Below are 228 nucleotides of genomic sequence, written 5' to 3' on the forward strand. Positions count from 1 at the left end.
GGCGAGATCGAGCTTGAGGCTCTGCAGCCGGGCAGCTCCATCATGCCGGGCAAGGTCAATCCGGTGATTCCCGAGGCGGCCGCCCAGGTGGCGGCGCAGGTGATGGGCAATGACGCCACCATCGGCATCGCCGGGCAGAGCGGCAACTTCCAGCTCAATGTCATGCTGCCGCTGATCGCCAACAACCTGCTGTCCTCGATCACGCTGAGTGCCAATGTCAGCCGCCTG

1 protein-coding gene is annotated in these 228 nt (G+C 64.9%); it reads left to right on the forward strand.

Features of this window, described 5'->3' with window-relative positions:
- Window positions 1–228 (forward strand): lyase family protein (locus R0J88_RS24260; RefSeq protein WP_410901496.1); only part of this gene is annotated, 228 nt, incomplete at both ends.

This window comes from Pseudoalteromonas sp. SIMBA_162 (assembly GCF_046535955.1).
GTDB lineage: Bacteria > Pseudomonadota > Gammaproteobacteria > Enterobacterales > Alteromonadaceae > Pseudoalteromonas > Pseudoalteromonas marina.